This window comes from Streptomyces sp. NPDC003023, assembly GCF_042888225.1.
Lineage (GTDB): Bacteria > Actinomycetota > Actinomycetes > Streptomycetales > Streptomycetaceae > Streptomyces.
This window is the reverse complement of record NZ_JBIAPL010000007.1, coordinates 161,268-184,305: the sequence shown is the minus strand read 5'-3', so window position 1 is coordinate 184,305 and position 23,038 is coordinate 161,268. Positions and strand designations below refer to the sequence as shown.

Annotated in this window: 24 protein-coding genes; 4 read left to right on the top strand and 20 right to left on the bottom strand. The window is 69.1% G+C overall.

All coding sequences use genetic code 11. The features are described 5' to 3' along the window. Positions 1-4: 4 nt before the first annotated feature. From tatA to ACFYV1_RS23255, 9 genes are all read right to left on the bottom strand, one after another. Positions 5-304, bottom strand: coding sequence for a Sec-independent protein translocase subunit TatA (gene tatA / locus ACFYV1_RS23295; protein ID WP_389397461.1), 300 nt, complete (start codon positions 302-304; stop codon positions 5-7). Positions 305-548: 244 nt separating this feature from the next. Continuing rightward, the gene (locus ACFYV1_RS23290; protein ID WP_389397460.1) at positions 549-746 is read right to left on the bottom strand and encodes a hypothetical protein; all 198 of its coding nucleotides are present in this window, start codon (positions 744-746) and stop codon (positions 549-551) included. Between the two features lie 44 nt (positions 747-790). Next, on the bottom strand, positions 791-1,063 hold the full coding sequence (locus ACFYV1_RS23285; RefSeq protein WP_389397459.1) for a hypothetical protein: 273 nt from the start codon (positions 1,061-1,063) through the stop codon (positions 791-793). Next, positions 1,060-2,064: a helix-turn-helix transcriptional regulator gene (locus ACFYV1_RS23280; protein WP_389397458.1), complete on the bottom strand. Its 1,005-nt coding sequence runs from the start codon at positions 2,062-2,064 to the stop codon at positions 1,060-1,062. The genes ACFYV1_RS23285 and ACFYV1_RS23280 overlap by 4 nt, the downstream gene beginning before the upstream one ends. A gap of 17 nt (positions 2,065-2,081) precedes the next feature. Beyond that, a complete protein-coding gene (locus ACFYV1_RS23275; protein WP_389397457.1) occupies positions 2,082-3,041 on the bottom strand; it encodes a helix-turn-helix transcriptional regulator in 960 nt (319 codons plus the stop codon). 124 nt (positions 3,042-3,165) lie between these two features. Then, a complete protein-coding gene (locus ACFYV1_RS23270) occupies positions 3,166-3,540 on the bottom strand; it encodes an FKBP-type peptidyl-prolyl cis-trans isomerase (RefSeq protein ID WP_389397456.1) in 375 nt (124 codons plus the stop codon). A gap of 65 nt (positions 3,541-3,605) precedes the next feature. After that, positions 3,606-4,547 carry an FKBP-type peptidyl-prolyl cis-trans isomerase gene (locus ACFYV1_RS23265; RefSeq protein WP_389397455.1) on the bottom strand — a complete coding sequence of 314 codons (942 nt, stop codon included), beginning with the start codon at positions 4,545-4,547 and terminating at the stop codon, positions 3,606-3,608. 141 nt (positions 4,548-4,688) lie between these two features. Beyond that, a complete protein-coding gene (pafA, locus tag ACFYV1_RS23260; RefSeq protein WP_389397454.1) occupies positions 4,689-6,050 on the bottom strand; it encodes a Pup--protein ligase in 1,362 nt (453 codons plus the stop codon). Between the two features lie 9 nt (positions 6,051-6,059). After that, positions 6,060-7,343: an MFS transporter gene (locus ACFYV1_RS23255; protein ID WP_389397453.1), complete on the bottom strand. Its 1,284-nt coding sequence runs from the start codon at positions 7,341-7,343 to the stop codon at positions 6,060-6,062. Positions 7,344-7,500: 157 nt separating this feature from the next. Here ACFYV1_RS23255 and ACFYV1_RS23250 point away from each other — a divergent pair, with 157 nt between their 5' ends. Next, the gene (locus tag ACFYV1_RS23250) at positions 7,501-8,571 is read left to right on the top strand and encodes a LacI family DNA-binding transcriptional regulator (RefSeq protein ID WP_389397452.1); all 1,071 of its coding nucleotides are present in this window, start codon (positions 7,501-7,503) and stop codon (positions 8,569-8,571) included. A 52-nt stretch (positions 8,572-8,623) separates the two neighbouring features. Here ACFYV1_RS23250 and prcA read toward each other — a convergent pair whose 3' ends face one another. From prcA to arc, 6 genes are all read right to left on the bottom strand, one after another. Beyond that, positions 8,624-9,481 carry a proteasome subunit alpha gene (gene prcA, locus ACFYV1_RS23245; RefSeq protein ID WP_389397451.1) on the bottom strand — a complete coding sequence of 286 codons (858 nt, stop codon included), beginning with the start codon at positions 9,479-9,481 and terminating at the stop codon, positions 8,624-8,626. Between the two features lie 43 nt (positions 9,482-9,524). After that, a complete protein-coding gene (gene prcB / locus ACFYV1_RS23240; RefSeq protein ID WP_389397450.1) occupies positions 9,525-10,370 on the bottom strand; it encodes a proteasome subunit beta in 846 nt (281 codons plus the stop codon). After that, positions 10,322-10,540 carry an endonuclease VII domain-containing protein gene (locus ACFYV1_RS23235; RefSeq protein ID WP_389397705.1) on the bottom strand — a complete coding sequence of 73 codons (219 nt, stop codon included), beginning with the start codon at positions 10,538-10,540 and terminating at the stop codon, positions 10,322-10,324. Before ACFYV1_RS23235 ends, prcB begins: the two co-directional genes overlap by 49 nt. A gap of 417 nt (positions 10,541-10,957) precedes the next feature. Further along, positions 10,958-11,176 carry a ubiquitin-like protein Pup gene (locus ACFYV1_RS23230; protein ID WP_018848997.1) on the bottom strand — a complete coding sequence of 73 codons (219 nt, stop codon included), beginning with the start codon at positions 11,174-11,176 and terminating at the stop codon, positions 10,958-10,960. A 120-nt stretch (positions 11,177-11,296) separates the two neighbouring features. Further along, positions 11,297-12,808 (bottom strand): depupylase/deamidase Dop, encoded by a 1,512-nt coding sequence (gene dop / locus ACFYV1_RS23225; protein ID WP_389397449.1) that lies wholly within the window; start codon positions 12,806-12,808, stop codon positions 11,297-11,299. Positions 12,809-13,066: 258 nt separating this feature from the next. Further along, complete coding sequence (arc, locus tag ACFYV1_RS23220; RefSeq protein WP_389397448.1) at positions 13,067-14,833, bottom strand: proteasome ATPase; 1,767 nt, start codon at positions 14,831-14,833, stop codon at positions 13,067-13,069. A 264-nt stretch (positions 14,834-15,097) separates the two neighbouring features. On the opposite strand from arc, the gene ACFYV1_RS23215 reads away from it, so the two are divergent. After that, positions 15,098-15,409, top strand: coding sequence for a ferredoxin (locus tag ACFYV1_RS23215; protein ID WP_389397447.1), 312 nt, complete (start codon positions 15,098-15,100; stop codon positions 15,407-15,409). A 4-nt stretch (positions 15,410-15,413) separates the two neighbouring features. On the opposite strand, the gene ACFYV1_RS23210 is transcribed toward ACFYV1_RS23215, so the two are convergent. From ACFYV1_RS23210 to ACFYV1_RS23200, 3 genes are all read right to left on the bottom strand, one after another. Continuing rightward, on the bottom strand, positions 15,414-15,995 hold the full coding sequence (locus tag ACFYV1_RS23210; protein ID WP_389397446.1) for a hypothetical protein: 582 nt from the start codon (positions 15,993-15,995) through the stop codon (positions 15,414-15,416). A gap of 208 nt (positions 15,996-16,203) precedes the next feature. Continuing rightward, complete coding sequence (locus ACFYV1_RS23205; protein ID WP_389397445.1) at positions 16,204-17,091, bottom strand: tRNA (adenine-N1)-methyltransferase; 888 nt, start codon at positions 17,089-17,091, stop codon at positions 16,204-16,206. 18 nt (positions 17,092-17,109) lie between these two features. After that, on the bottom strand, positions 17,110-18,354 hold the full coding sequence (locus tag ACFYV1_RS23200) for a site-2 protease family protein (RefSeq protein ID WP_389397444.1): 1,245 nt from the start codon (positions 18,352-18,354) through the stop codon (positions 17,110-17,112). Between the two features lie 110 nt (positions 18,355-18,464). On the opposite strand from ACFYV1_RS23200, the gene ACFYV1_RS23195 reads away from it, so the two are divergent. Both ACFYV1_RS23195 and ACFYV1_RS23190 read left to right on the top strand, forming a co-directional pair. Further along, positions 18,465-19,361 carry a RecB family exonuclease gene (locus tag ACFYV1_RS23195; protein ID WP_389397443.1) on the top strand — a complete coding sequence of 299 codons (897 nt, stop codon included), beginning with the start codon at positions 18,465-18,467 and terminating at the stop codon, positions 19,359-19,361. Positions 19,362-19,374: 13 nt separating this feature from the next. Next, positions 19,375-20,046 (top strand): response regulator, encoded by a 672-nt coding sequence (locus tag ACFYV1_RS23190; protein ID WP_389397442.1) that lies wholly within the window; start codon positions 19,375-19,377, stop codon positions 20,044-20,046. Between the two features lie 161 nt (positions 20,047-20,207). On the opposite strand, the gene ACFYV1_RS23185 is transcribed toward ACFYV1_RS23190, so the two are convergent. Then, complete coding sequence (locus tag ACFYV1_RS23185; protein ID WP_389397441.1) at positions 20,208-21,806, bottom strand: ABC transporter substrate-binding protein; 1,599 nt, start codon at positions 21,804-21,806, stop codon at positions 20,208-20,210. 507 nt (positions 21,807-22,313) lie between these two features. Beyond that, positions 22,314-23,015 carry an HAD family hydrolase gene (locus ACFYV1_RS23180; RefSeq protein WP_389397440.1) on the bottom strand — a complete coding sequence of 234 codons (702 nt, stop codon included), beginning with the start codon at positions 23,013-23,015 and terminating at the stop codon, positions 22,314-22,316. Between the last annotated feature and the right edge of the window lie 23 nt (positions 23,016-23,038).

The window sequence follows — 23,038 nt, the reverse complement described above, 5'->3', positions numbered from 1 at the left end:
TGGGTCAGCGCTGGGGGGTGTCGGTGGGCTCGTTCACGGGACGGGCGCTGGTGACATCGCCGGGCGCGGCCTGGATGGTGCGGGGCGGGGTCGGGGAGGTCTGGCCCGAAGCCGCCGGGTCCTTGGGCTCCTCCGGGGTCGCCGACGGCTGCCCCTCGGACTTCATCGCCTTGGCCTCGCTCTTCAGGATCCGCGCGGACTTGCCGAGCGAACGTGCCATGTCCGGGAGCTTCTTGGCCCCGAACAGCAGCAGGATGAGAAGCGCGATGATGATGATCTCGGTGGGCCCGATCTGTCGGAACATAACTGTGTCTACCTTCTCACCGAGGCGGCTTGGGGCTCTGGCTGCTGACCGCGGCGGGACAGCGTCCGAACCGCGACCGGCAGCGATCGTAACTCGCACGGGTGAACGCAGGGCAATCCCCCTGCATACTCCCGTCAGCGGTCGGCGCCTCATCACCGGTGCCGCCACCAGCAGCGTACCGCCAGGAACAGTGGTACAGGAGGGGGCGGCCGTGATCTCCGGCCGTGCTCGAGCGGCCCGCGGTTCAGCGCAGCGTCTCCCCGGAACGCGCCAGCCCGGTGGCCGCCCGCTCCAGGTCCTCGGCCGCCCGGTTGATCCGCTCCGTGGTGCGGGCGACCTCGCTGCCCAGACGCTGTGCCTCGATGAAGACCCTGATACCGAGGACACCGAGGACGGCGATCCCGAGGAAGCCGAGTGCGATCGCGAGCATGGGCCAGAACATGGGCAGAGCCTAGACCGTTCCTGAGGCGGTTTCCGAGCGGGAGGTCACACCGTGGAGTGCAGGCGCAGCGTCCTGACACCGCCGCCGGTGAGCAGTTCCACGATGCGCTCACCGGCCGGCTTGCGGACCGCCGTACCGCATTCGGGGCAGGTGAACGAGTAGAAGGTGGTGCGGCGGCTGCCGCCGATGGCGAGGCGCAGAGCCCCGGCGGACAGTTCGAACCCGGCCCGGCAGTCGGGGCACGACGCCTTGAACAGCACCGGCCCGACACGGGCCGGGACCGGCGGCATCGCCGTCATCGGGGGCGTCACGCTCATGGGGCGCCGGCTCCTTGCTCCTGACGTCGCGCGCACTCCGCGCCGTCGTAGGCGGCGAGCGCCTCGCAGGCCGCCGTACGGGCGCTGTCCGCGAGATCCTGCGGTGACACGATCCTGCCGTCCCCGCCCAGGCGCAGGCCCAGCCTGCGCAGCGACGCGGGCGACGGCGTGCGCAGCGTGATGCGCAGCCCGCCGTCGGGCAGCTCCTCCGCCCGGTCGTGCGGATAGTACTCGGCGACCCAGCGCCCGCCGGGAGCCACCTCGACGACGACCTCCGGGTCGTCGGCCGACGGCTGCACCAGGCCCTCGGAGAGGTCCCGCAGCTCGATCTCCGGCGGCGCGGCCGACTCGTCGAGCAGCCGGATCTCCGCGACCCGGTCGAGCCGGAAGGTCCGGCGCGCCTCGGAGAGACGGCACCAGGCCTCCATGTAGGTGTGGCCGACGGCGAAGAGGCGGATCGGGTCCACCTCGCGCTCGGTCAGCTCGTCACGCGCCGGGGAGTAGTAGCGCAGCCACAGCCGCCGGCGCTCAGAGATCGCCCGGTCCACCTCCGCGAACACCCCGCCCTCCGACTCGAAGGTCACGGAGAGCCTGGAGCTGGCGCCCGCCGCCTCACCGGCGGCCGCCTCGAGCTTCGCCGTGGCCCGCAGCAGCGCCTCCCGGTCCCCCTCCCGGAGCCCGGGAAGGGTCGCGACGGCCCGCGCGGCGACCAGCAGGGCGGTCGCCTCGTCGGCGGCGAGCCGCAGCGGCTCTGCGGTGGACTCGCCCGACGCGTCGGGGTTGCGCCACCAGATCCGCTCGCCGTCGGTGTCGATGTCGAGCAGATCACCGCCGCGGAAACTCGTCCCGCACATGGGCAGCACGTCGAGGTCGGAGATGAGCTCGTCCTCGGTGATACCGAAGGCCCGGGCGACATCGGCGATGTGCGCGCCGGGCCGCTCCCGCAGATAGGTCACCAGCGACAGCATCCGCCGGGTCTGGTCGATGGCATTGGCGGCCATGGTCGTAAGACTCCCCTTCAGCCCTTGGCCACGGCACGCAGCCGGTCCACCACGTCGGCCCGCAGATCCGCGGGCTCGAGTACGACGACGTCCGGACCGAACTCGACGAGCCAGGCGTCCAGACCGTGTCCGTACGGAATCTCCAACTCGTCCCAGCCGTCGCCGAGTTCCCGGGTCGCCGTGGCACGGGACCGCAGCGGGTAACCGCAGTCCGCACGCAGGCGGATCAGCGCGGAACGGGTGGCCGTCTCACCGGCCCAGCTCTCGACCGTCTCACGTACGGTCACGACGTCCGGCACAGCAGTGGTGAACGTTCCGGAACGGGAGGAGCGGACCCTGCCGGTGATGCGCGACAGCCGGAAGACGCGCTCCGCGCCCCGGCTGCGGTCGAAGCCGGCCAGGTACCAGTGCCCACGCCAGCACTCGAGCGTCCACGGCTCGACATGACGCTGCTCGGGGCGGGCCGAGTTCGCCTTGCGGTAGTCGAACAGCACAGGCCTGCGGTCCCGGCAGGCGAGCATCAGCGGCTCGAACGCCGCCTCGTGCACGGGGATCCTCGGTTCGAGGGCACTGTGCCGGTCCTCGTAGGCGTCCTCGGTCTCCGGCATACCCGCCGCACGCAGCTTCTGCAGGGCGCCGCTGGCGGCCCCCGCGAGCCGCGCCTGCTGCCACACCTTGGCGGCCAGACCCAGCGCGGCGGCCTCCTCCGCGTCCAGCGTGATGGGCGGCAGCGTGTTGCTGTCCCGGCGCGCGAGATAGCCGATGTCCCCGTCGAGGGACTCGACCGTCTCGATCACCAGGCCCAGTTCCCGCAGATCGTCCTTGTCACGCTCGAACATCCGGTTGAACGAGTCGTCGGAACCCGCCTCCAGGTAGGCCTCGATGGACCCGCGCAGCTCCCGCTTGCTCAGCGGACGCCGGGTCCCGAGCAGACACAGCGCCAGATTCATCAGCCGCTCGGCCTTGGCAATGGCCATCGACGCCCTTCACCTCTTTTAAGAAGTCCCTTAGGCCGTCGACCGTACCGCCCCGGGGTGTCCGGACAAAAGCGAGGGCCCGTGCCATCAGGCACGGGCCCCGCACGTCACTCGGCGACCGGCCTCAGACGGCGACCAGGTCGCAGACGAAGATCAGCGTCTCGCCGGGGGCGATGACACCGCCACCGGCGCCGCGCTCCCCGTAGGCGAGGTGCGCCGGGATGGTCAGCTGACGGCGCCCGCCGACCTTCATGCCCTGCACACCCTGGTCCCAGCCGGAGATGACCTGGCCGACGCCCAGCTGGAACTGCAGCGGGGTGCCGCGGTTCCACGACGCGTCGAACTCCTCACCGGTGGAGAAGGCCACGCCCACGTAGTGGACGGAGACGGTGTCACCCGCCTTCGCCACCGGGCCGTCGCCCTCCCAGATGTCCTTGATCTCCAGATCGGCCGGCGGCTCGCCGCCCGGGAAGTCGATCTCGGGCTTCTCGATGCTCACGGATGTAGCTCCTTGCGTTCTGTCTGCGATCAACCGGGACAGTCTTGCAGAACGTCCCGGTCCGCCTACTGAACGGCCAGGATGTCGACCGTGAAGACCAGAGTGGACTTGGCCGGGATGCCCTGCTGCTCCTGGTCGCCGTAGCCCATGTCCGGCGGGACGACGAGCAGCACACGGCTGCCGGCCTTCTTGCCCTCCAGCCCCTTCTGCCAGCCCGGAATGACCTGCGCCAGCGGGAAGCTCACCGGCGCGTTGCCGCGGGCGTAGCTGCTGTCGAACTCCTTGCCGTCCTTCCACAGGACGCCCTGGTACTTCACCGACAGCGTGTCCGTCGCCTTGACCGCCGGGCCGGTGCCCTCGATCACGTAGTTCGACACCAGCTTCGTCGGCGCGTCCTTCTTGGGCACCGTCAGAGACGGCTTCTCGCCGTCCGTGTTCGTGCCGACCTTGGGCAGGTCGATGTTGTCCTGCGCGACCTCGCTGCCCTTGGCGGACGTCGGCAGCGTGGTGCCCTTGACGATGTCCATGACGAACACCAGCGTGGAGTTGGCCGGGATGCCGCCCTGCTCCTGCTCGCCGTATCCCAGCTCCGGCGGGATCGACACCTCGAGCCGGCTGCCGACCTTCTGACCGTCGAGAGCCTGCTGCCATCCCTCGATGACACCGCCGCCGCCGAGCGTCACGGTGAACGGCTCGCCGCGGTCGAAGCTGTTGTCGAACGGCTCCTTGCCGTCCCACACCTGGCCCAGATAGTCGACCTGGGCGACATCACCCTTCTTGAGGGTCTGGCCCTTGCCCTCGCTGACGACATCGACCTTCAGGTCCTTGGGGGGCTCGCCCTTGCCCGTGGCGAGGGTCGGCTTCTCACCGAACTCGGCACCCTCGGTGATCGCGGGAAGCCCGTTCGTCGTCGAGGTGGAAGCGGAATCGGAGCCCTTGTCGTCACCGCACGCCGCTGTCGTCAACAGCAGCAGGGGTACGACGAGCAGGCCGGCAAGTCGGCGCACGTGGTCCTCAGATCTCTAACGGCTCGGTAGATGCGGGACACTCTAGGCCGTGCCGAGGGCCCCGCACGAGAAACGTACGGGGCCCGGGTGACGTTCCGACACGCGTGCGACCGGCCCGAGCGGGCATGCCGACGCCGGCGGCTACATGCCGGCGATCAGCTTCTCCACCCTGTCGTCGACGGACCGGAAGGGGTCCTTGCACAGCACGGTGCGCTGCGCCTGGTCGTTGAGCTTCAGGTGCACCCAGTCGACGGTGAAGTCCCGCCGCTGCTCCTGGGCCCGGCGGATGAAGTCGCCGCGAAGCCGCGCCCTGGTGGTCTGCGGGGGCACCGACTTGCCCTCGAAGATCTTCAGGTCGTTGCAGATCCTGGCGGCCTGCCCCTTCTTCTCCAGGAGGTAGTACAGCCCGCGCCTGCGGTGGATGTCGTGGTACGCGAGGTCTATCTGCGCGACCCTCGGGTGCGACATCGACATGTTGTGCTTGGCGCGGTACCGCTCGAGCAGCTTGTACTTCATGACCCAGTCGATCTCGGTGCCGATCCGGTCGAGATCCTCCTGCTCGATCGCGTCCAGCGTGCGGCCCCACAGCTCCAGGACCTGCTCGACGGTGCCGGTGCGGATGCCGCGCCGGTCGACGAAGTCCACCGCCTTCTCGTAGTACTCGCGCTGGACCTCCAGCGCGGAGGCCTCCCGGCCGCTGGCCAGGCGCACCTTCCGCTGACCCGTGATGTCGTGGCTGACCTCGCGGATCGCCCGGATCGGGTTCTCCAGGGTGAGGTCGCGCATGACCGTGCCCGCCTCGATCATGCGCAGCACCAGGTCGGTCGCGCCGACCTTGAGGAGCATCGTCGTCTCCGACATGTTCGAATCGCCGACGATGACATGGAGCCGGCGGTACCGCTCGGCGTCCGCGTGCGGTTCGTCACGGGTGTTGATGATGGGACGCGAACGGGTGGTCGCGGAGCTGACACCCTCCCAGATGTGCTCCGCGCGCTGGCTCACGCAGTAGACCGCTCCCCGGGGCGTCTGCAGCACCTTTCCCGCACCGCACAGCAGCTGCCTCGTGACCAGGAACGGAATCAGGATGTCGGCCAGCCGCGAGAACTCGCCATGGCGCGCGACGAGATAGTTCTCGTGGCAGCCGTAGGAGTTTCCCGCCGAGTCGGTGTTGTTCTTGAACAGATAGACGTCGCCCGCGATTCCTTCCTCGTGCAGGCGGCGTTCGGCGTCGACGAGAAGGCCTTCCAGAATGCGCTCACCGGCCTTGTCGTGCGTGACCAGCTCGGTCACATTGTCGCATTCCGGTGTTGCGTATTCCGGATGCGAACCCACGTCGAGGTACAGGCGGGCGCCGTTCCGCAGAAAGACATTGCTGCTGCGGCCCCATGACACGACACGGCGGAAGAGGTAGCGCGCCACTTCGTCAGGTGACAGTCGGCGCTGTCCCCTGAACGTGCACGTGACGCCGTACTCGTTCTCCAGCCCGAAAATGCGGCGGTCCATGTCTGAACATTACGCCTCACGGCCTGAGCTGAAACCGGGTTGGGCGGCACCGTTTCGATCATTTTCCGATGAGCGGGTGCCGGAGTCCGGGCCGGACACCGCGATGTCGTGAGCACGAACGGGAACCGCGAGCACCCCCTGAGTGACCGTCAGAACCAGCAGTGCGGCGATCCCCCCGGCCCCCGCGACCGCGAAACTCCACGCCGTACCGCCGATCTCGACCGCCGGACCCGCCACCGCCGTGCCCACGGCCGCACCCACACCGAACGTCGTCACCAGCCAGGAGAACGCCTCCGTGACCGTGCCCCTCGGCGCGTGCCGGTCGACGACGATGAACGCACACGCGATCGCCGGCGCCAGGAACACACCGGCCAGCGCCGACAGTGCGGTCATCGCCGCCACACCCGGCGTGAGGACCAGCGGAAGGTAGCCCACGGCCAGCAGCGCCACGATGAGCCGCAGCCGCCGCTCCGGAGCCCCGGCCCACTGCCGCGCACCGTAGACACTCCCGCCGACCAGCGCGCCGAGACCCAACGCGGCCATCAGCCAGCCGTACACCGACTCACGCCCCTGGTCGTCGGCATACGCCACACCCGCGACCGTGATCGACCCGAGCGCCAGACCGACGAAGAAGAACGCCCCGAGCAGCGCCAGCAGGCCCGGCGACCGCAGCGCGCCCAGCCAGTGCGCCTCCCGCGGCGCGGAACGCCAGGCACGGGACGGCTCCGACATCACGACCGACAGCGCCCCGACGACGCCCACGGCGTTGATCACGAACAGCGCCGCGCCCGGCGACCACACAGAGACGAGCAGCGTGACCATCAGCGGGCCGACGGTGAACATGACCTCCTGGGCCACGGCGTCCATGGCGTAGGCCCGGTGCACCCGCTCCTCGCCGCCGAGCACGCCGGGCCACAGGGCCCGCAGACCGCCCTCGAGCGGCGGGGTGAACAGACCGGCCACGGTCACGGCCGCGTACGCGACGATCAGCGATCCGGTCCCCGCCACGGCGAGCAGGAACATGCCGAGCGCGGAGACCACGGCGGCCGGCAACTGGACCCGCGGCTGCCCGTACAGGTCCACGGCGCGGCCCAGCAGCGGCTGGCCCACGGCGGTGGCCAGCCCGTACACGGCGGCGAGCGCGCCCGCGAGGGTGTAGCTGCCGCCCTCGGCCCGGGTGAAGAGCACGATGGCGATGTGCGCCGTCGCGTTCGGCAGCCGGCCGACCAGGGTGCCGGTGAGCAGCCGGGCGGCGTGCGGGGCCTTGAGGATGTCTGCGTAGCCGGCGGCCATGCCGTTCCCTTCTCACCGGCTCCCACCGTCGTGGCTCCGGTCGAGGTTTTACGTATAACGTCAGTATCCATACGTACCATGTCGACAGTCCGCGGGTCCACAGCGCCGCCGCCCCGGACCCAGCGACACCTCGCCGGGCGGCCGAGGACGGATGAAGATGGCACACCGGTCCCGGCAGGACCGTCCCCCCGCCCCAGGAACGGACATCGCCCGCCCCACCAGCAGGGACGTCGCCCGCGCCGCCGGCGTCTCCCAGGCCACCGTCTCCCTCGTACTCGGCGACAAATGGCGCGGCCGCGTCTCGGAAAGAACCGCCGCCGTGGTCCGCGAAGCCGCACAGGAACTCGGCTACCGCCCCAACCTCGCCGCCCGCAACCTCCGCCTCGGCAGCACCAGGACCGCGCTCCTCGTCGTCCCCGCCCTCACCAACGAGTTCTTCGCCCGCGTCTACACCGGAGCCGCCACCGTCGCCGCCCAGCACGGCTTCGGCGTCGTCCTCTACCCCTCCCCCGAAGGCGTCGGCCCCGCCAAGGACCCCTTCGCCTCCGCCCGCGCCGCCCTCGACGGCGTCATCGCCTCCTCCATGGCCGCCCAGGCCCTCACCGCCATCCGCGGCACCGACCTCCCCCTCGTGATGCTCGACAGCGACCCCTGCGACCCGGGCGCCGCCGCCCACGTCAACCTCGACATCGCCGACGGCATGCGCCAGGTGACGGACCATCTGCTGGCACTCGGCCACCGGCGCATCGTCCACCTCGCCTCCGCCGTCACCTCCTGGACCTTCGACGTCCGCGCCCGCGCACTCCACGCCGCGACCGACCGCGTCACCGGCACACAGGTGCACACCGTCCCCGCGCCCCTCGACGTCGAGAGCGCCCGCCGAGCCGCGGTCCACGCCCTCACCGCGCCCGGCCCGCGCCCGACCGCCCTCGTCTGCGACGACGACATCCTGGCCGCCGGCGCCTGCAAGGCCGCCCGCAGGCTCGGCCTGCGCGTACCCGAGGACATCACCGTCACCGGATTCGACGACCTCGCCCTCGCCACAGCCGTGGAACCCGAACTCACCACCGTCCGCCTCCCCGCGGAAAAGGTCGGCGAACGCGGCATGACCGCCCTGCTCGACGTCCTCGACGGCCGCGCCCCCCGAGAGGACAGCCTCCCCGTCGAACTCGTCGTACGCGGCTCCTGCGCACCCCCCGCGACCACGCGGCGCAGGACCGGGACATGACCGTGCCCCGGACCGCACGGGCGGTCCGGGGCACGGTCGTCGAACCGCCCGACTACTTCTCCGGCGTGTCAGGAGTGTCCGGGGAGTCCGGAATGCTGGTGCCCGGCGTGGCGGAACCAGTGGCGCCGCTGGCGCCGCTGGCGCCGGGAGCGCCCCCGGCCTCGTCCGTCTCCTCGTCGGAGGGCGCGTCCGTCGGGGTCGAGGCGGCACCGTCCGCCTCCAGCAACCGGGCCAGCTGCCGCCCCACGATCCGCTTGAACTTCCGCTGCTGCGGCCGCGTACGGTCCAGCACCGCGACCTCGAGCCGCTCCGCCGGAATCTCCCGGTCACTCCCGTTCGACTGGCTGGACAGCGCCTGCACGGCCAGCTTGAGCGCCTCCGCCAGCGACATGCCGTCACGGTGCCGCTGATCCAGGAAACCGCTGATCTGCTCCGCGTTGCCACCGACCGCGACCGACCCGTGCTCGTCCACGATCGAACCGTCGTGCGGCAGCCGGTAGATCTGGTCGCCCTCGGGCGACGCCCCCACCTCCGCGACGACCAACTCCACCTCGTACGGCTTCTCACCGGCACTCGAGAAGATCGTGCCCAGGGTCTGGGCGTACACGTTCGCCAGCCCACGGGCCGTCACATCGTCGCGGTCATAGGTGTAACCGCGCAGATCCGCGTAGCGCACGCCACCGATGCGCAGGTTCTCGTACTCGTTGTACTTACCGGCCGCGGCGAAGCCGATACGGTCATAGATCTCGCTGAACTTGTGCAGCGCACGGGACGGATTCTCGCCGACGAAGACGATGCCGTCGGCATACTGCAGCACGACCAGGCTGCGGCCACGGGCGATGCCCTTGCGGGCGTACTCCGCCCGGTCGGCCATGGCCTGCTGGGGTGAGACATAGAACGGCGTCGACACCGGCTATCCGTCCCTTTCTGTCAGAGGCGAGTACATGGGGCCGTCACAGGAGCGCGGCGCGCGGACCGTCGGGCTGGGCGAGGCGGCCCTCGAGGATCGAACGCGCGATCTCGGAGGTCTCCGCGTCGCCGAGCCGGCGGAAGCCCTCGTCCGTGATCACGGTGACGATCGGATAGATGCGCCGGGCCACGTCCGGCCCACCGGTGGCCGAATCGTCGTCCGCCGCGTCGTACAGCGCCTGGATCACCAAAGTGGTGGCCTGCTGCTCGGTCAGGTCCTCGCGGTAGAGCTTCTTCATCGCTCCCCGGGCGAAGATCGAACCCGAGCCGGTGGCCGCGTACCCCTGCTCCTCGGAGCGGCCGCCCGTCACGTCGTACGAGAAGATGCGGCCCTTCTCGCGGTCGATGTCGTAACCGGCGAACAGCGGGACGACGGCGAGCCCCTGCATGGCCATGCCGAGGTTGCTGCGGATCATCGTGGACAGGCGGTTCGCCTTGCCCTCGAGGGAGAGCTGAACACCCTCGACCTTCTCGAAGTGCTCCAGCTCCAGCTGGAACAGCTTGACCATCTCCACCGCGAGACCAGCGGTGCCCGCGATGCCCACCGCCGAGTACTCGTCGGCAGGGAACACCTTCTCGATGTCGCGCTGGGCGATCATGTTCCCCATCGTGGCCCGCCGGTCACCGGCGAGCACCACACCACCGGGAAACGTGGTGGCGACGATGGTCGTCCCGTGCGGCGCCTCGATGGCCCCCTGCAGCGGCGGCAGGACGCGCTTGCCAGGGAGCAGATCGGGCGAGTGCTCGCCCAGGAAGTCCATGAACGACGATGATCCAGGCGTCAGGAAGGCAGCTGGTAGACGCCCGGTGCTACGAGTGTTGGCTTCCACGCGTTTCCTTCCAGATAGGCGATGGCCCGACGCAGAGTGTCGGGATCGTCTCCCAACTTGCCGATGGCCGAATTGCAGTTGAAGCACAGTACGCCACGGACCCTACCCGTCCGATGGCAGTGATCCACATGAACGGCCGGGGCGATGAGGCAGATCGTGCAGATCCCCATCTGGGCGGAGATCATCTCGTCGCGCTCGGCCTCGGTGATGCCGTACCTGCGCTTGAAGTAGGAAGCTCGGTTGCGTTGCGCCCTGCACTCCCGGCAGTAGCTGGCCCAGCCGTCCGAGCTGGTCCCGTTCCGTTCCCACTGAGAGTGCGGCTTGATTTCCCCGCACTGGGGACACCGCTTGTGACCGGACGGCACGGGCACCTTCGCCCGCACCGTCCGACCCTTGGCCTCTTGGCGCTGCCTGTAGTGGTCGGCCTGACAGGCTCGGCAGTAGGCCTGGAGACCGTCACGCATGGACCTGTTGCTCGCGAACGCCGCGGTCGGTTGTGTACGTCCGCAACGCGAACAGCGCTTCATGCCGCCCGCCATCGTGTCGACCACTCACCCCCGAGCCTTCGAATCGAAGGTCAAACGACCTTACTGACCACCCTTTTGAACGAATGACCGCACGAAGTCCTCGGCATTCTCCTCCAAGACGTCGTCGATCTCGTCGAGCACGGAGTCCACGTCGTCGCTCAGCTTCTCCTGCCGCTCCTTGAGGTCCTCCGCGGCCTGCGCGTCCTGCGCCTGCTCCTCGACCTCCTCGGTGGAGCGTGTCGCCTTCTGCTGTCCGCCGCCGGTGTCCTTGGTCGCCATGCACCTCACCCCGCTCGGTTCGACGTATCTGATCAGACCCTACTCGCGGGGTCCGACATCGGCCCCGCACTTCCTCCAACGTCCGGGGCCCACCTTCATGATTCCCGGACGGAAGCCATTTCAGCCCCCGGAGAGGACCCGGAGCAGGTCTTCCGCGCTGCGACAGCGGTCCAGGAGCTCCTTCACATGGTTGCGAGTGCCGCGCAAGGGCTCCAGCGTGGGCACCCGCTGCAGAGAGTCACGACCCGGCAAATCGAAGATCACCGAGTCCCAGGACGCCGCGGCCACGTCGTCCGCGTATTGCTCGAGGCACCGACCACGGAAATAGGCCCTGGTGTCCTCCGGAGGCTTCGTCTCGGCCCGCTCCACCGAGGGCTCGTCCAGCAGGCGCTTCATCCTGCCGCGGGCCGCCAGGCGGTTGTACAGGCCCTTGTCCGGGCGCACGTCCGCGTACTGCAGGTCCACCAGGTGCAGCCGTGCCGCGTCCCAGTCCAGGTCGTCACGCCGGCGGTAGCCCTCCATGAGCTCGCGCTTGGCGACCCAGTCCAGCTCGCCGGCGAGGCTCATCGGGTCGTTCTCCAGCCGGTTGAGCGTGTCCTCCCAGCGGATCAGCACGTCCTTGGTCTGCTCGTCCGCGTCGGCGCCGAAGCGCTCCTCCACGTACTTGCGCGCCAGTTCGAAGTACTCCATCTGCAGCTGCACGGCGGTGAGCGTCCGGCCGCTGCGGAGAGTGACGAGATGCTTCAGTCCGGGGTCGTGCGAGACCTGGTGCAGAGTCCGTACGGGCTGCTCGACGGCCAGGTCCACCGCGATGAATCCGTCCTCGATCATCGACAGGACCAGGGCCGTGGTGCCCAGCTTGAGGTAGGTCGAGATCTCGGAGAGGTTCGCGTCGCCGATGATCACATGGAGCCGGCGGTACTTCTCCGCGTCCGAGTGCGGCTCGTCGCGGGTGTTGATGATGGGGCGCTTGAGGGTGGTCTCGAGCCCGACCTCGACCTCGAAGTAGTCGGCACGCTGGCTGAGCTGGAACCCGTGCTCGTGCCCGTCCTGGCCGATTCCGACCCTTCCGGCGCCGGTGACGACCTGCCGGGAGACGAAGAACGGGGTCAGGTGGCGCACGATGTCCGAGAAGGGGGTCTCCCGCTTCATCAGATAGTTCTCGTGCGTCCCGTAGGAGGCGCCCTTGTTGTCGGTGTTGTTCTTGTAGAGGTGGATCGGCTGGGCGCCGGGGAGCTGTGCCGCCCGCTCCGCCGCCTCTGCCATGATCCGCTCTCCGGCCTTGTCCCAGAGGACGGCGTCGCGAGGGTTGGTGACCTCGGGCGAGCTGTACTCCGGGTGGGCGTGGTCGACGTAGAGCCTGGCGCCGTTGGTGAGGATGACATTGGCCAGGCCGATGTCCTCGTCGGTGAGCTGGCTGGAGTCGGCGGCCTCGCGGGCGAGGTCGAAGCCGCGGGCGTCCCGCAGCGGGTTCTCCTCCTCGAAGTCCCAGCGGGCGCGGCGCGCCCGGTGCATCGCCGCCGCGTAGGCGTTGACGATCTGGGACGAGGTGAGCATGGCATTGGCGTTCGGGTGGCCGGGGACGGAGATCCCGTACTCCGTCTCGATGCCCATTACTCGCCGTACGGTCATGCGGCCCTCCTTGCCCGGCGGCGTTCCCCTCCGGGAACGGCGCTCAAGTACCGCGGGTGCTCCGGTGCGTGCGCGGTGCCCGTCCCCGCACCGCGCGACCCGGCGGTACAGACGAGCCTAGAACGCCGCTGCGTGGGTGGGGAGATCATTTTCGTCATTGCTCCGGTGTGGTCGGACCTGTCCGGAAAGCAACCGGCTGCGGATGCCCGTCCCCCGTGCTTCGACGGGGGACGCCGGCATCCGCAGCCGGGGTGCCTTTTACAGGTACTGACCGGTGTTCGCCACCGTGTCGATGGACCGGCCGGTGTCCGCGCCCTGCTTTCCGGTGACGAGGGTGCGGATGAAGACGATCCGCTCACCCTTCTTGCCGGAGATACGGGCCCAGTCGTCCGGGTTGGTGGTGTTGGGCAGGTCCTCGTTCTCCTTGAACTCGTCCACGCATGCCTGGAGGAGGTGGGAGACCCGAAGGCCCTTCTGGTTGTGGTCGAGGAATGCCTTGATGGCCATCTTCTTGGCCCGGTCGACGATGTTCTGGATCATCGCGCCGGAGTTGAAGTCCTTGAAGTAGAGGACTTCCTTGTCGCCGTTGGCGTACGTGACCTCGAGGAAGCGGTTCTCCTCGGATTCGGCGTACATCTGCTCCACGACCGACTGGATCATGGCGTGGGCGGCGGCTGCCTTCGACCCGCTGTGCTCGCCGAGGTCGTCGGCGTGGAGCGGGAGGGAGGGGGTGAGGTACTTGGCGAAGATGTCCTTGGCGGCCTCCGCGTCCGGACGCTCGATCTTGATCTTCACGTCGAGCCGGCCGGGCCGCAGGATCGCGGGGTCGATCATGTCCTCACGGTTGGAGGCGCCGATGACGATGACGTTCTCCAGGCCCTCGACACCGTCGATCTCGGCGAGGAGCTGCGGGACGATGGTGTTCTCCACGTCCGAGCTGACGCCGGATCCACGGGTGCGGAAGAGGGACTCCATCTCGTCGAAGAAGACGATGACGGGGGTGCCCTCGCTCGCCTTCTCGCGGGCGCGCTGGAAGACCAGGCGGATGTGCCGCTCGGTCTCGCCGACGTACTTGTTGAGGAGCTCGGGGCCCTTGATGTTGAGGAAGTAGCTCTTCCCCGCGGGCTGGCCGGTCACCTCCGCGACCTTCTTGGCAAGGGAGTTGGCGACCGCTTTCGCGATCAGCGTCTTGCCGCATCCGGGCGGGCCGTAGAGCAGGATGCCCTTCGGCGGCCGCAGTTCGTGCTCCTTGAAGAGGTCGGGGTGGAGGTAGGGGAGCTCGACTGCGTCCCGGATCATTTCGATCTGGCCGCCGAGTCCGCCGATCTTGTCGTAGTCGACGTCGGGGACTTCTTCGAGGACGAGCTCCTCGACCTCGCTCTTGGGGATGACCTCGTAGACGTACCCGGAGCGGGGTTCGAGAAGGAGGGCGTCGCCGGGGCGGATGCTCATGTCCAGCAGCGGCTCGGCGAGCCGGACCACCCGCTCCTCGTCGGTGTGGCCGATCACCAGGGCACGCTCGCCGTCCTCGAGGATCTCCTTGAGGGTGACGATGTCCCCGGCCCGCTCGAACTCCATGGCCTCGACCACGTTGAGCGCTTCGTTGAGCATGACTTCCTGGCCGCGCCGGAGCTCTTCGAGCTCGACGCTGGGGCTGACGTTCACCCGGAGCTTGCGGCCCCCGGTGAAGATGTCGCAGGTGCCGTCCTCGTTGACCTGCAGGAAGACACCGAAGCCGGCCGGCGGCTGCGCGAGCCGGTCGACCTCCTCCTTGAGGGCCACGATCTGGTCGCGGGCCTCACGGAGTGTGCCCGCGAGCCGCTCGTTCTGAGCGGATACGCCGGCCAGGTTGGTCTGCAGTTCGACGATCCGCTCTTCGAGAATCCTCGTGTGTCGCGGAGAGTCGGCGAGCTTGCGGCGCAGGACGGCGATTTCCTGCTCGAGATAGGCAACCTGGCCGGCTGGGTCTTCAGACCCCCGCCCCGGCCGGATGCCGCGGTTGATGTCGTCGTCGTGGGCTGCCACGGTCCTCACCTCCTCCAAGGGGAGCTGGACGCTTCCTGACCCTACCTGTGTGGGTGGTGATTGAAACCCCTAGATCACAAAGACGTAAGGGGTGTGTCCGATCTTCACCCTTGCGCTCTTACTCCTGCGAGGGGAATACCCACGGGATACCCACCCAGCAACATCGAAAAGCGGGCGGTTGTATCGTCGAAGCGTTCAACACCCGTCAGCGGCGGTACGACTTGCCTCGCCGAACGGCATCCGACGAAGGAAACGGCAGGAGATATGACCGTGCAGCACGAGGTTCCCACCGAGGGCGCCGCCGAGGCGCTCGAGGTCTGGATCGACCAGGACCTCTGCACCGGGGACGGAATCTGCGCGCAGTACGCCCCTGAGGTCTTCGAGCTCGACATCGACGGGCTGGCGTATGTGAAGTCCGCGGACGACGAACTGCTCCAGGCTCCGGGCGCCACGACGCCGGTGCCGCTTCCGCTGCTGACCGATGTGGTGGACTCCGCGAAGGAGTGCCCGGGCGACTGCATCCATGTCCGTCGGGTTTCGGACAGGGTCGAGGTCTACGGCCCGGACGCGGAGTGACGGATCACATACCGCGTGCCGCGGCCTGTGCGCTGCGGACGAACTTGCCGCCCTGCCACTGCCACTTGACCTTTTCCCGTTCGTCGGGGCAGCAGCTGGGCACGGCGGCGGAGGAGTAGCCGAGCAGGGTCGCCGTGATCGTCCGGTCACGTACCGCGAGGGCGCCGACGCTCTGCTTGCCGGCGGGGTCGAGGAGGGTGGCGACGACGCGGGGGCCGGCGTCCCGGCCGGTGGCCAGTACGTAGATGCCGCTGGGCGGGGTTCCGGAGCCTGCGTCGCAGCGTGCGGCGACGACGGTTTCCGGGGTGCCGTCGCCGTCGAGGTCTCCGGTCGCCCGCTGGGTGACGACGCTCGGGAGTCCGCCGCATTCGACGGGCAGCCGGACGGCCGCGGGGTCCGGTGCGGGGGCGGCGGCCGCGGCCGTGGTGGTCTCGGTTCCGCCGCCGGGCTGGGAGGCCGTCGCGGCCTCGGGCTGCAGAAGTCCGGCGCCTGCCACGACGGCGGCCATCGCCGCTGCGGTGGCCAGCCAGTGCACCGGGCGGGCGTGGGTGTGCGCGAGGTCCGGGACGGCGACGGAGTTCTGCACGCGAAGGGTCTCCTGAGGGGCTGCCGGTGGGGGTGGCCAGCATCGTGCCATATGTCACACCGGACCGGAACAGCGGGGTCCGTAAGGCTCGGGCAAAGAGCCGCGGCCGGTGGGGCCAACATGAGGACGCCGCCGCCGAGTTCCGTGCGGGGCACGGGAACTCGGCGGCGGCGTCCGCGCGTTGTCGCGGGTGAGCGGGCGCGGCCCGTCAGCCCTTGTTGGGGCCCTCGTAGTCGTCGCCGTAGGCGCCCTTGGCGGGCCGGCGGCGGCGCATGGGGGGCTCGACGCCGTCGGCGAGGCGGCGGGCGGTGACCAGGAAGCCGGTGTGGCCGATCATCCGGTGGTCGGGGCGCACGGCGAGGCCTTCGACGTGCCAGTTGCGGATCATCGACTCCCACGGCTGCGGTTCTGCGAAGCAGCCGATCTCACGGATCGACTCGACGGTGCGCGCGAGCTGGGTGGTGGTGGCGACGTAGCAGCAGAGGATGCCGCCGGGTACGAGTGCCTTGGAGACGGCCTCGAGGCATTCCCAGGGGGCGAGCATGTCGAGGATGACCCGGTCGACGTCGGCGTCGGTCAGGTTGTCCTGGAGGTCGCCGACGGTGAGCTGCCAGGCGGGGTGGGGGCCGCCGAAGTAGCGCTCCACGTTCTGCTGGGCGATCTCGGCGAAGTCCGCGCGGCGCTCGTAGGAGTGCAGCATGCCGTGGTCGCCGATGGCGCGCAGGAGGAAGCTGCTGAGCGAGCCGGAGCCGACCCCGGCCTCCACGACGCGGGCGCCGGGGAAGATGTCGGCGAAGGCCAGGATCTGCCCCGCGTCCTTGGGGTAGACCACGGCGGCGCCGCGGGGCATGGACAGGACGTAGTCGGGGAGCAGGGGGCGCAGCGCGAGGTAGGCGACGTTTCCCGTGGTTCGGACAACACTGCCCTCGGGAGCGCCGATCAGCTCGTCGTGGGGGAAGGAACCCTTGTGGGTGTGGAAGTTCTTCCCGGCCTCGAGCGTGAACGTGTAGTGGCGTCCCTTGGGGTCGGTGAGCTGGACCTGGTCCCCGACCTTGAAGGGCCCGCGACGGCGGGCGGCACCGGTCGGTTCGGACATGTGACCAGTGTATGGGGTTCAGGAACCCGGGCGTGCCATGGCTGCGACGAAGGCGCGCTCGACGTCGGCGGCGGACAGGACGCCGTAGATCTCGCCGGTCTCCTCGACGACGAGGTACTCGCTGGAGGGCGTGGCCCGCAGGGTGTCGAGGAGGGCTTCTCCGGCGAGTTCCGCGGGGATCCTCATTCCCTCGTTGAGGTCCTGGGCGAGGCCGCTGACGGCGACCCAGGGCCGGCGGTGTTCGGGTACGCCGACGATGGCCGCTTCGCGGACGAGGCCGGTGGGGTCGCCGTGGCCGTCGACGACGACGAGGGCACGGGCTCCGGCTTCGTTGGCGCGGCGCAGGGCTTCGGAGAGCGGGGTGTCCGACTCGACGGGGACGGCGCGGCGGGTGAGGGCGCGGGCGGCGAGTTCGGGCAGGTGTTCGCGCAGTCGGGCCATGCGGAGGCTGTTCCCCGCGCCGGTCCAGATGATGGCGGCGAGGATGGCGGCGAGCAGGGCGTCGGTGACGGTTTCCATGCCGCCCATGTCCTCGGTGGAGTTTCCGAGGGCGCCGGTGTGGGTGAGGAGCGGGAGGCCGATGAGTACGGCGACGGCGAGCGCGCGGCCGACCCAGGCGGCGGCGACGGTGCCGGCCATGGGCCTGCCGGTGATCTTCCATACGACGGCGCGCAGCATCCGGCCGCCGTCGAGGGGGAGGCCGGGCAGGAGGTTGAAGGCGGCGACGATGAGGTTGGAGATCATCAGGCCGGCGATGAGCACTCCGGGGACGGTGCCGGGTTCGACGGCGTACATGCCGAGGTAGAAGACGCCGGCGAGGGCGAGGGAGAGGAGGGGGCCGACGAAGGCGAGCCAGAATTCCCGGCCCGGGGTCTCGGTCTCCTTCTCGATCTCGGAGACGCCGCCGAAGAACTGGAGCTGGATGCGGCGTACGGGGAGTTTGAACCGGAGGGCCGCGACGGTGTGGGCGAGTTCGTGGACGAGGACCGAGGCGTAGAAGGCGACGGCGAAGAACAGGGAGACGAGGTAGCGGGCGCCGCCGAGTTCCGGCAGTACGCGGTCGAGCTGGCCGCCGAAGACCCAGGTGATCAGGGCGGCGACGATGAACCAGCTGGGGGCGACGTAGACGGGCACGCCGAAGGGGCGGCCCATGAGGATGCCGCCTCCTGACTCGGTGCGGCGCCGGGGGGCGTCGCTGCCGGACGTCTTGTCCGGTCCGGACCGCGCCCGCTCGCGCTCGTCGCTCGTGTCGTCCTCTTTCACGGGTTCCCTTCGTTCCGTATGCGTCGCTCGCTCGAAATCATGCGGCGTCGTGGGGTCTGCCGTCGATGGTATGCCGCTCGCTGTCAGTGGCGGGCCGTAGGGTCTGGGTCATGAGTACGAGCCAGCAGCCTGCGGAGCCGGTCGTGTCCGTCCGCGTGGCGCAGCCCACGTCGTTGTCGCCGTCGCGGGCGAGCGACTTCATGCAGTGTCCCCTGCTGTACCGGTTCCGGGTGATCGACAGGCTGCCGGAGAAGCCGAGTGAGGCGGCGACGCGGGGGACGCTGGTGCACGCCGTGCTGGAGCGGTTGTTCGACGATCCGGCGGCCGAGCGGACGGCGCCGCGTGCGAAGGCGATGATTCCCGGTCAGTGGAGCCGGCTGCTGGGCTCGAGGCCGGAGCTGGGTGAGCTGTTCGCGGAGGATCCCGGCGGGGAGCGGCTTTCGCGTTGGCTGGGCGAGGCGGAGCGGTTGGTGGAGCGGTGGTTCACGCTGGAGGACCCGACGCTGCTGGAGCCGGCGGAGCGGGAGATGTCCGTGGAGACGGAGCTGGAGTCGGGGCTGCGGCTGCGCGGTGTGATCGACCGGGTGGATGTCGCTCCGACCGGTGAGGTCCGGATCGTGGACTACAAGACGGGCAAGGCGCCGCGTCCCGAGTACAGCGAGGGCGCGCTGTTCCAGATGAAGTTCTACGCGCTGGTGATCTGGCGTCTCAAGCAGGTGGTGCCGCGCCGGCTTCAGTTGGTGTATCTGGGCAGTGGTGATGTTCTGACGTACGACCCGGTGCCGGCTGATCTGGAGCGGACGGAGCGGAAGCTGCTGGCGTTGTGGGAGGCGATCCGGCTGGCGACGGAGACGGGTGACTGGCGGCCGCGGCCGACGAAGTTGTGCGGCTGGTGCGACCACCAGGCGGTGTGTCCGGAATTCGGTGGCACTCCCCCGGTTTATCCGCTGAGCGTTTCCCCGCGCGCGTCGGTCGAGGATGGCCAGGGCAGAATGGGCCCGGTCTAAAGAAGGAGTTCCCGTGGCTATCCGCGTCCTACTGGTCGACGACCAACCGCTGCTGCGCACCGGTTTCCGGATGATCCTCGAGGCCGAGCAGGACATCGCGGTGGTGGGCGAGGCCGGGGACGGCCTGCAGGCGCTCGACCAGGTGCGGGCGCTGCAGCCCGACGTGGTGCTGATGGACATCCGGATGCCCCGGATGGACGGTGTGGAGGCGACCCGGCAGATCACCGGCCCGGGCCGGGACGGTCCGGCGAAGGTCCTGGTGCTGACGACGTTCGATCTGGACGAGTACGTGGTGGAGGCGCTGCGTGCCGGTGCGAGCGGGTTCCTGCTGAAGGACGCGCCCGCCGACGAGTTGGTGCAGGCGATCCGTGTGGTGGCCGCCGGTGAGGCGATGCTGGCGCCGAGCATCACCCGCAGGCTGCTCGACAAGTACGCGGATCATCTGCCGTCGGGCGAGGAGCCGGTTCCGGACACCCTGCACACGCTGACCGACCGTGAGGTGGAGGTCCTGAAACTGGTGGCTCGCGGGCTGTCCAACGCGGAGATCGCCGCGGATCTCTTCGTCAGCGAGACGACGGTCAAGACGCATGTGGGTCATGTGCTGACGAAGCTGAGCCTCCGCGACCGGGTTCAGGCGGCGGTCTACGCGTACGAGAGCGGTCTGGTGCGTCCGGGCGCCCGGTAGCCACCGCTTCGGCGGCCGGTTGTTCCGCTCCGCGGATGCGGCCGGTTGTTCCGCTCCGCGGAAGTGGCCGGTTGTTCCGCTCCGCGGAAGTGGCCGGCACCCGGCAGCTCGCTTCCGCGGCTGCCGGGTGCCGGCCTTCGTGCTCGTCGGGTCCGGCCGGATCAGGCCGTGCCTCGGGACAGCTCCCAGAGCTGCAGGTCGGAGCTGGCGTTCAGCACCCACTCGACGCCGGCGATGTCGTCGCGTGCGGCGACGTACTGCTTGCCCTGCCACAGCGGCAGCACGGGGACGTCGTTCGCGACTATCTCCTGGATCTCCTTGAACGCCGGGGCCGCCGCGGTGCGGTCGACGTCCCGCCGCGACTGCGGGATGAGTTGACTGATCTTGTCGTTCACGTAGGGCGAGTTGAGGAAGTTGCCCTTGCCGAGGAACGGCGCGGTGTAGTTGTCCGGGTCCGGGAAGTCGGGGAACCAGCCGAGCCCGTAGACGGCGTAGTCGCCGCGCTTCTGGGCGGGCCGGAACTTGGACCACTCGGTGCCCTGGATCCTGACGTCGAAGAGCTTGCTGCCGTTCAGCTGGTCGCGGAGCGCCTCGAACTCCTTGGCCGTTCCCTCGCCGTAGTGGTCGGTGGTGTAGTGCAGCGTGAGCTTGACGGGTGTGTCGATGTCCGCGTCGTTCAGCAGGGCGGCGGCCTTCGCGCGGCTGGGCTCGCCGTACTTGTTGTAGAACGAGTTGGTGTGCGCGGAGATGCTCTTCGGGATGAGCGAGTAGAGCGGCTCCGCGGTGGCGCCGTACACCTCGCCGGCGATCTGTCCGCGGTCGACGAGCGAGGCGATGGCCTGCCTGACGGCCTTGTCCTTCACCACCGGGTCGCTGGTGTCGAAGGCGAGGTAGCGGATCTCCAGGCCGGGCATCTCGGTGAGCTCGATGCCGTCCTTGGGGCTCTCGAGCATCTCCTTGATCTGTGCCGGCGCCATGGCGCGGGTCATGAGGTCGATGTCACCGGACTCGAGAGCCTTGCCCATGGACTCGGCGTCGGCGAAGGTGCGGAGCACGACCTTGTCGTTCTTGAGCTTGACGTCGCCCTTGTACTTCGCGTTCTTGGTGAAGACGACCTGGGAGACGTGGTCCCCTTCGGTCTCGGTCTTCATGGTGTACGGGCCGGAGCCGTCGACCTGGAAGCCTTCGCGCAACTTCTTCCCGTCGTACTTCGCCTTGTTGACGATGCCGGCGGCCGGTGTCGAGAGCTTGTACGGGAAGGTGGCGTCCGGGGTGGCGAGATGGAAGATGATCTCGTTGTCGCCCTTGGTCTCGATGGTGTCGATGTTCGAGAGCAGGGCGGCGGTGCCGTTGTCGGCATCGATGTCGAGGACGCGCTGGATGGAGAACTTGACGTCCTCCACGGTCACCGGCGTGCCGTCGGCGAACTCCAGGCCGGCGCGCAGTTTGCAGCGGTAGCTTTCGCTGACGGTGTCGGTGAAGATGCAGGACTCGGCCGCGTCGGGGACGGGCTCACCGCCGCCGCGCGGGGTGTGCATGAGGGTCTGCAGGGTCTGCCGCAGGACGTTCCAGGCGCCGGTGTCGTACGCGTAGGCCGGGTCGAGGGGCGCGGGGGCGTCTTCGCCGGCGACGAACTGGTCCGTGGTGCCCACGACGATGGCGTCACCGCCCTCGGACCCGCCGTCGGCGCTGCCGCACGCGACGAGCACGGGCGCGAGCAGGCCGACCACGGCCGGCAGCACCAAAGTCTTACGGTTCATCCTGGACGTTCTCCTCATCCATCCGGCGCACTGTGATACAGCGATGCGTTCAAGACACTCCGCCGCGCCGCCCGTTCGGGGCGGTGCGATCGGGCCGGGGATACAGACGATCGGTCCTGTGTTTCCGTCGGCTTGGGGTGCCGACAGGGACACCACGGTGATGCGGCGAAGCTCTCGCGACGAGATTAGTCGGCGGTGCCAGGAAAGCGTGACCAGGCCCCAGTTGGCTTGTAATCACTGAGTGATCATCAGTTCCCGTACGTAGATGGCTCTGCCACGGAAGTTTCTCGGATTTGCCCATCAATCGGGACACATGGACACGTCCGGCATCCTCTCGAACCGGGCGCGGGACCCAAAACGCCCTGGTTGCGACAGCACACAAAGTGATGAAGGTCACGCCGGGAACATATTGGCGATCAAGTAAACAGTCGAACACCGGTCACGGAAAAGGCACGGACGACTGCCCTGAGTTTCTCCTGCATTCGAGAAACACGGACAGTACACGTATCAGAGCTTTGTGCTGATCAGAGTGCGCAGGAAAACAAGGTCGACTTCTTCCAGAGAGGACACGACGACGCGGCCTCCGGCCGGCTGGATCGGTGACACGGACGGGACTGCGACCACCCGGCAGCCCGCGGCCTCCGCGGCCGCGACGCCGGTCGCGGTGTCCTCCACGACGGCGCATCTCGCCGGGTCGGCTCCCAGCCCCTGTGCCGCGAGCAGGTACGGGTCGGGGTGCGGCTTCGTGCGGGGCACCTCGTCCCCGGCGACCGAGAGCGCGAAGTGCTGGGGTCCGAGGGAGGTGAGGATCCGGTCGATGATCCGCCGGTGCGAGGCGGAGACCAGCGCCGTGGGCACATTGTGCGCGGCGAGCTCATGGAGCAGCCTGGCCGCGCCCGGCATCAGCGGCACGCCCTGCCCGATCCGCTCCTCGAACCTGTCGTTGAGCAGCACCGTCAGCTCCGCCAGGCTGATGTCGGCACCGGTGGCCTCGATGAGATAGCCCGCGCTGCGCGTCATCGGACCGCCCACCACGACGTCCCGCCATGCCTCGTCCAGCCGGTGTCCGAGGTCGGCGAAGACCTCCACCTCCGCGTCCCACCAGAAGCCCTCGGTGTCGACGAGGGTGCCGTCCATGTCGAGGAACACGGCCTGCAGTGCGGCCGGTTCCGCCGAGCGGGTCAGCGACGCGGGAACCGTGCTGGTCATAGGCACACCTCCATGAGGGACGA

Excerpts from the sequence above, each read along its gene's own strand:
- ACFYV1_RS23230 (WP_018848997.1), bottom strand. The coding sequence starts at position 11,176 with ATGGCGACCAAGGACACCGGCGGCGGACAGCAGAAGGCGACACGCTCC.
- pafA (WP_389397454.1), bottom strand. The coding sequence starts at position 6,050 with ATGGACCGCCGCATTTTCGGGCTGGAGAACGAGTACGGCGTCACGTGC.
- ACFYV1_RS23280 (WP_389397458.1), bottom strand. The coding sequence starts at position 2,064 with ATGGCCGCCAATGCCATCGACCAGACCCGGCGGATGCTGTCGCTGGTG.
- ACFYV1_RS23285 (WP_389397459.1), bottom strand. The coding sequence starts at position 1,063 with ATGAGCGTGACGCCCCCGATGACGGCGATGCCGCCGGTCCCGGCCCGT.
- dop (WP_389397449.1), bottom strand. The coding sequence starts at position 12,808 with ATGACCGTACGGCGAGTAATGGGCATCGAGACGGAGTACGGGATCTCC.
- ACFYV1_RS23275 (WP_389397457.1), bottom strand. The coding sequence starts at position 3,041 with ATGGCCATTGCCAAGGCCGAGCGGCTGATGAATCTGGCGCTGTGTCTG.
- ACFYV1_RS23180 (WP_389397440.1), bottom strand. The coding sequence starts at position 23,015 with ATGACCAGCACGGTTCCCGCGTCGCTGACCCGCTCGGCGGAACCGGCC.
- ACFYV1_RS23235 (WP_389397705.1), bottom strand. The coding sequence starts at position 10,540 with ATGGGGATCTGCACGATCTGCCTCATCGCCCCGGCCGTTCATGTGGAT.
- ACFYV1_RS23250 (WP_389397452.1), top strand. The coding sequence starts at position 7,501 with ATGGCACACCGGTCCCGGCAGGACCGTCCCCCCGCCCCAGGAACGGAC.
- ACFYV1_RS23290 (WP_389397460.1), bottom strand. The coding sequence starts at position 746 with ATGTTCTGGCCCATGCTCGCGATCGCACTCGGCTTCCTCGGGATCGCC.
- ACFYV1_RS23255 (WP_389397453.1), bottom strand. The coding sequence starts at position 7,343 with ATGGCCGCCGGCTACGCAGACATCCTCAAGGCCCCGCACGCCGCCCGG.
- ACFYV1_RS23205 (WP_389397445.1), bottom strand. The coding sequence starts at position 17,091 with ATGTCCGAACCGACCGGTGCCGCCCGCCGTCGCGGGCCCTTCAAGGTC.
- ACFYV1_RS23215 (WP_389397447.1), top strand. The coding sequence starts at position 15,098 with ATGACCGTGCAGCACGAGGTTCCCACCGAGGGCGCCGCCGAGGCGCTC.
- ACFYV1_RS23195 (WP_389397443.1), top strand. The coding sequence starts at position 18,465 with ATGAGTACGAGCCAGCAGCCTGCGGAGCCGGTCGTGTCCGTCCGCGTG.
- ACFYV1_RS23185 (WP_389397441.1), bottom strand. The coding sequence starts at position 21,806 with ATGAACCGTAAGACTTTGGTGCTGCCGGCCGTGGTCGGCCTGCTCGCG.
- tatA (WP_389397461.1), bottom strand. The coding sequence starts at position 304 with ATGTTCCGACAGATCGGGCCCACCGAGATCATCATCATCGCGCTTCTC.